5 protein-coding genes are annotated in these 4,453 nt (G+C 68.8%); all 5 read right to left on the reverse strand.

What is annotated here, in order from left to right; translation table 11 throughout:
• The coding region (locus tag AB0L65_RS62715) for an arabinofuranosidase catalytic domain-containing protein (protein WP_364267523.1) at positions 1 to 610 on the reverse strand (610 nt) is incomplete at its 3' end.
• Positions 611 to 949: 339 nt separating this feature from the next.
• Positions 950 to 1,243, reverse strand: coding sequence for a hypothetical protein (locus AB0L65_RS62720; RefSeq protein WP_364267526.1), 294 nt, complete (start codon positions 1,241 to 1,243; stop codon positions 950 to 952).
• 130 nt (positions 1,244 to 1,373) lie between these two features.
• Complete coding sequence (locus AB0L65_RS62725; RefSeq protein WP_364267529.1) at positions 1,374 to 2,213, reverse strand: SGNH/GDSL hydrolase family protein; 840 nt, start codon at positions 2,211 to 2,213, stop codon at positions 1,374 to 1,376.
• Positions 2,214 to 2,271: 58 nt separating this feature from the next.
• Positions 2,272 to 3,468, reverse strand: coding sequence for a hypothetical protein (locus AB0L65_RS62730; RefSeq protein ID WP_364267532.1), 1,197 nt, complete (start codon positions 3,466 to 3,468; stop codon positions 2,272 to 2,274).
• Between the two features lie 620 nt (positions 3,469 to 4,088).
• Positions 4,089 to 4,453: hypothetical protein (locus AB0L65_RS62735; protein WP_364267535.1), on the reverse strand; the 365-nt coding region annotated here is incomplete at its 5' end.

Genomic DNA, 4,453 nt, shown 5'->3' on the forward strand with positions numbered 1-4,453 from the left:
TGCCGTAGTCGAAGCAGCAGCCGCCGTTGTAGTGCGTGCCGTCGAAGATGGCGTACATGCCTTCCGGCTGGTCTCCCCTGGCGACGCCGTTGGTGCTGTTGTTGCGGTAGCCGGTGCCGGGGGCCACGAACACGCCGTACGCCTTGTGCCCGCCGACCATGGTGGGCGCCGCCGTCGCCACGGCGAGGTTGTCGTACCCGCCCGGGGCCGGGCCGGAGAAACCGCCGGGGGGCGCCTGGGTCAGGTTGTTGCCGCGTCCCGACTGGTCGTAGATGACGGTGATCACACACGTCGTACGGGCGCAGAAGGAATCCTGCGTGGCGGCGTTGGCGTACCCGCCCGCGCTGAGCAGGCCGATGTTCTGGGTGGCGTTGTCCGAGGAGCGGCGTACCTGGTAGAGCGAGCCGTTGTAGGCGGCGTACAGGGCGCGGGTCGTGCTGTGCGCGGCCACGCACGGCGTGCCGTCGGCGGCGTAGATGTCGCACGACTGCGACGCGGCGGCCTGCGACGGGGCGGGGATGCCGGCCAGCAGGCCGGCGGCGAGCGCGACGGCTGCCCCGGCGGACAGCATCGCCTTTTTCACGTGCCGTAATCCGGACCCGACGATCATGATGAACCTCTGCCTTTCTCGGGGGGCACCGCGAATGCTGGAATTTCCGCGGGTGAGCTGTTGATCAAAGGACCATGAAACGCGGCCATCGCATGTTAGCGTTAACATTTTATGCGCTGGACGACCTCTGGAGGTGCGCAGCTTTGTGGGTTGACGGGCTCACTATGAATCGGAAGTGATCGTTAGTCAAGGTTTTCGCGGCAACCATGAAAACGCCGCAGCCACGAAACGGGGAAGGCGCCATCCGCCGGTCTGGGACCACCGCCACACCAGGCCCCACTGGCCGGCGCGGCGGAGGCTGATCATCTCGTCATCACCGCAGTCGGCAAGGCGGCGAGCTCACCGGCGCGGTTCGGCATGACGGACGCCGTTGCCGCCGGTGAGCAGCCACGGGCCCACGGCGGCGGGATCGCGCAGGTCGCCGATCCTGGCCGGCGCGGTCAGCGACGCGTCCTGGACGGCGTCCTCGCTCTCGGCCGGATTCCGCAGCACGCTCACCGCCACCGCCGGCACTCCCGCGCGATGCCGGGCCGGCAGCGTGCCCAGGGCGGCCGAGCCACCGGACTGGGCGAGCAGCACCGGCTCACGGTCGATGGGCTCGTCGAGGGCCCACGCCCGCGAGGAAATGCGCACTTCGTCACTCTGCCACACGTCGTTCCAACGCCCGGTGGCTGTGATGGCCGACCCCCGCCGACGTCGAGCGCGCCGAGGCGGCGGGTGCCTGCGTTATCACGGCCGCCGGCGACGAGACGGCCGGCGGGTGCTACAGGAGGGAGTCGGCGAGCGGAATCTTCTGTGTCCGGAGCGCGCCGGTCACCAGCCGGGCGATCCGCCGGGCGCCGTACGCCTCGAAGTGGGTGTGGTCGTTGCAGAAGAACTGTCCGAGCGGCCCGGAGGTGTAGTCGCCGTTGTTGGGGCACAGGCCCAGGGAGTTGTAGTAGTCGACGCTGAGGGTCTGCAGGTCGATGACCGGGGAGCCGGTGGCGGCGCCGGCGGCGTTGGTCTGGGTGACGAAGCCGCGGTTCTTCACCGCGGTGCTGCCCGAGCAGGTGATGGCGGCGACGGCGGTGAGCAGGACCGGGTGGGCGCCGCGGGCCAGCGCCGCCTGCGCCATCGTCGTCATCAGCTCCTGGTAGCGCGCGGTGCCGACGTGGCGCGGGCAGGTCGTCGAGCCGTCGTTGATGCCGAACTGGATGAACAGGTAGTCACCGGCCTTCATGCCGGTGAGCACCTGCTGCCATCGGGACGAGTAGGTGGTGGAGCCGAGAACGCACTCGCCGTTCGAGCCGATGGTGGATGTCACGTTGCCCTCGTAGAGCCAGGTCTGGATGCTGCGCCCGGCGACGGCGAGGTTGTTGACCACGATGTTGCTGTGGAACAGCGAGTCGAATTCGGTGGCCCAGCCCACGGGGCAGGTGGCGCTGGGGTTTGCCATGGTCGAGTCGCCGGCCATCCAGACGGTCGTCGTCGCGGCGGCGGCCACCGTGCCGACGCGGGCGCCGCACCCGGCCGGGCCGATCGCCGCGGCCGAAGCGGCGCTCGGGGCGACCAGCGACAGGGACAGCAACAGAGCGGAGACGATTAAGAAGTGGACCTTGCGCATGGTCTCTCCTGCCAGTCCGAGAGCGAGGGGGATTGCGCCGACAGCCGCGGCGGATGGGTCAGCACCAGGTGAGCGTCGAGTTGACACGGGTCACGTTGCTGATCGTGTTGTCGCTGCCGCTGCAGGGGCTCCACCTGATCGCGGTGTTGGTGACCGTCAGGTTCTGGAACCTGATGCCCGACGACGGAGCGAACTCCGTACGGGCCGCGATCCGGACCTCGCCGCCGCCGCTGACCGTGCCCGACACTCCGGCGATGACGACGTTGTAGCAGTTCTCCACCAGCACCGAGTTGTTGCCGGTGTTGGCGATGTCGACCCGGTCGATGGTGGCCCCGCCGCTCTCCGAGACGCAGAAGATGCCCCGGCCGCCGCCGCGTGCCTTGACGGTGCCGACCCGAATGTTGTTCGGGTAGGCGCTGCCGACCCGGCCGTTGCGGTTGGCCATGCGGAAGGCGGCGTACCCGGTGCCGGCGCCGGCGTTGTCGGCGTCGACGGTGCCGACCGTCGCGTTGATGGTCTGGTTGAGCAGCAGGCCGGACTCGCCGACGTTGCGTGCTGTCACGGTGCCGACGGTGAGACCGTCGACGCCGTAGGTCTCCATCGCGTGCGAACTGGCTCCTTGCACGTACACGGTGTCGACCCGGACGTTGCGGGTCCACTGGCTGGTGTCGCCGCGGTTGTCGATGCGTACGCCGAGGCCCGCTCCGAGCCGCATGTCGATCTGGCCGAGCCAGACGTTCGTGACGTTGCGCAGGAAGATGCCGTAGATCGGGGTGCCGGTGACGTTGAGGTACGGGACCTCGATGTTCGCAGTGCCCCGGGAATAGATCGGCGCGTAGTCGCCCGAGCCCGAGCCGGTTACGTTGATCGTGCCGCAGACCGACAGGGAGGTGTAGCTCGGCAGCGAGATCCGGCTGCCGGCGCTCATCGTGCCGTTGCCGCGCACGACGACCCGCTGGATCGAGGTGCGCCCGGCTGTGAGACTGCCGATGCCGGCCTGGACCGCCGCCCGGAAGTCGGTGCCGGTGTAGACGCTGCCGCCGGCGCTGTTGCGGGCGGTCCAGGTGCTGCCGCTGACAGTCACCTGCGACTGGAAGGTGCCCTCTCCGCAGGCGGCGGCGGACGCCGGGGGCGGGCCGAGCACGATGCCGGCCCCGGCGCCGGCCGACAGGATGGCGAGCGCGGCGACGATGCGGGCGAACCGGCGACGTCGTCCCTTGAGCGGGTGTGGCGCCGTGGTGGGGGCTGTGGTCATGGGATTCTCCGTGGGGGTGCCCAGGTGGTGACGGCGTCCGTCGAGGCGCTGTGGGGGGCCGTTGCGGTGAGGAGCGTTGGCGCTTTTCTGGTACGCATGTTTTCTCCCGTTGATGGGGGGCGGGGAGATGGCGGCCGCGCTTCGCCGCCGGGCGTGCCTGACATCTATAAAAACGTTTCAAGTCACCTGGTCAACGTGACCTTAAAGATGGGTGGCGATCGTGTCAAGCAGTCAGTCAGATGGCAGCGCAGGGCAATCGGCCGGCGGTTCGGAATTTCCATGGGAGCAGGTGGGCGCGGACGGCCGTGATGGCCCCGCCACCTGCACGATCGCGGGACGCCGCAGTCGCTTCTGAGGAAGTGCGGGCAGGGCGCGAATACGCCGAGAACAGCTGTGCTGATGAATGCATTCAGACGGAAGAATTGAATCCGGAGCCGACGTTCTGCCAGGCGACGCCGAGGGGCAGCGGGGGATCAGGCGCGCGAGGGCTTCTGGTACGGCGAGCACAGCGTCATCACCGTCGACTCCCTCTCGTTCCAGTGAGCCACCGCGAACCGGGAGGTGCGCGAAGGGCGACGCCCCCGCCGGTTCGGGCGGGGGCGTCGGGATGGTGCAGGGGGCTACTTGCTCTGGCAGCTCTTCTTGCGGACCTCGTACCAGACGATGCCTGGAGCCTGGAACCGGATCGCGAAGCACTGGTTCTTCCTGGCCGCGTCCCGGACCTTGTAGATGGCCGAGGCGCCGCCCGTCGTGTAGGCGACCTTGCAGATCAGCTTGGCCTTGCCCTTGAGCTTGTCGCAGGAGCCCTTCAGCGCCTCGATGGCGCCGGCGACGCCGGCGACGAACCAGGCGTTGTAGATCTTCTTGGTGAGCTTCTTCGAGAAGATCAGCCGGCACATGGCCTTCCACCACTCGCACTGCAGCTTGAGCGCGGGGTCGGCGACCACGGGGTAGGCGGCGCCCGCGTGCTCGACCGTCTGGATGA

This window comes from Nonomuraea sp. NPDC052116 (genome assembly GCF_040680035.1).
Lineage (GTDB): Bacteria > Actinomycetota > Actinomycetes > Streptosporangiales > Streptosporangiaceae > Nonomuraea > Nonomuraea angiospora_A.

What these genes read in the sequence shown, in the direction of transcription:
- AB0L65_RS62730 (WP_364267532.1), bottom strand. Translation starts at nt 3,468, where the DNA reads ATGACCACAGCCCCCACCACGGCGCCACACCCGCTCAAGGGACGACGT.
- AB0L65_RS62725 (WP_364267529.1), bottom strand. Translation starts at nt 2,213, where the DNA reads ATGCGCAAGGTCCACTTCTTAATCGTCTCCGCTCTGTTGCTGTCCCTG.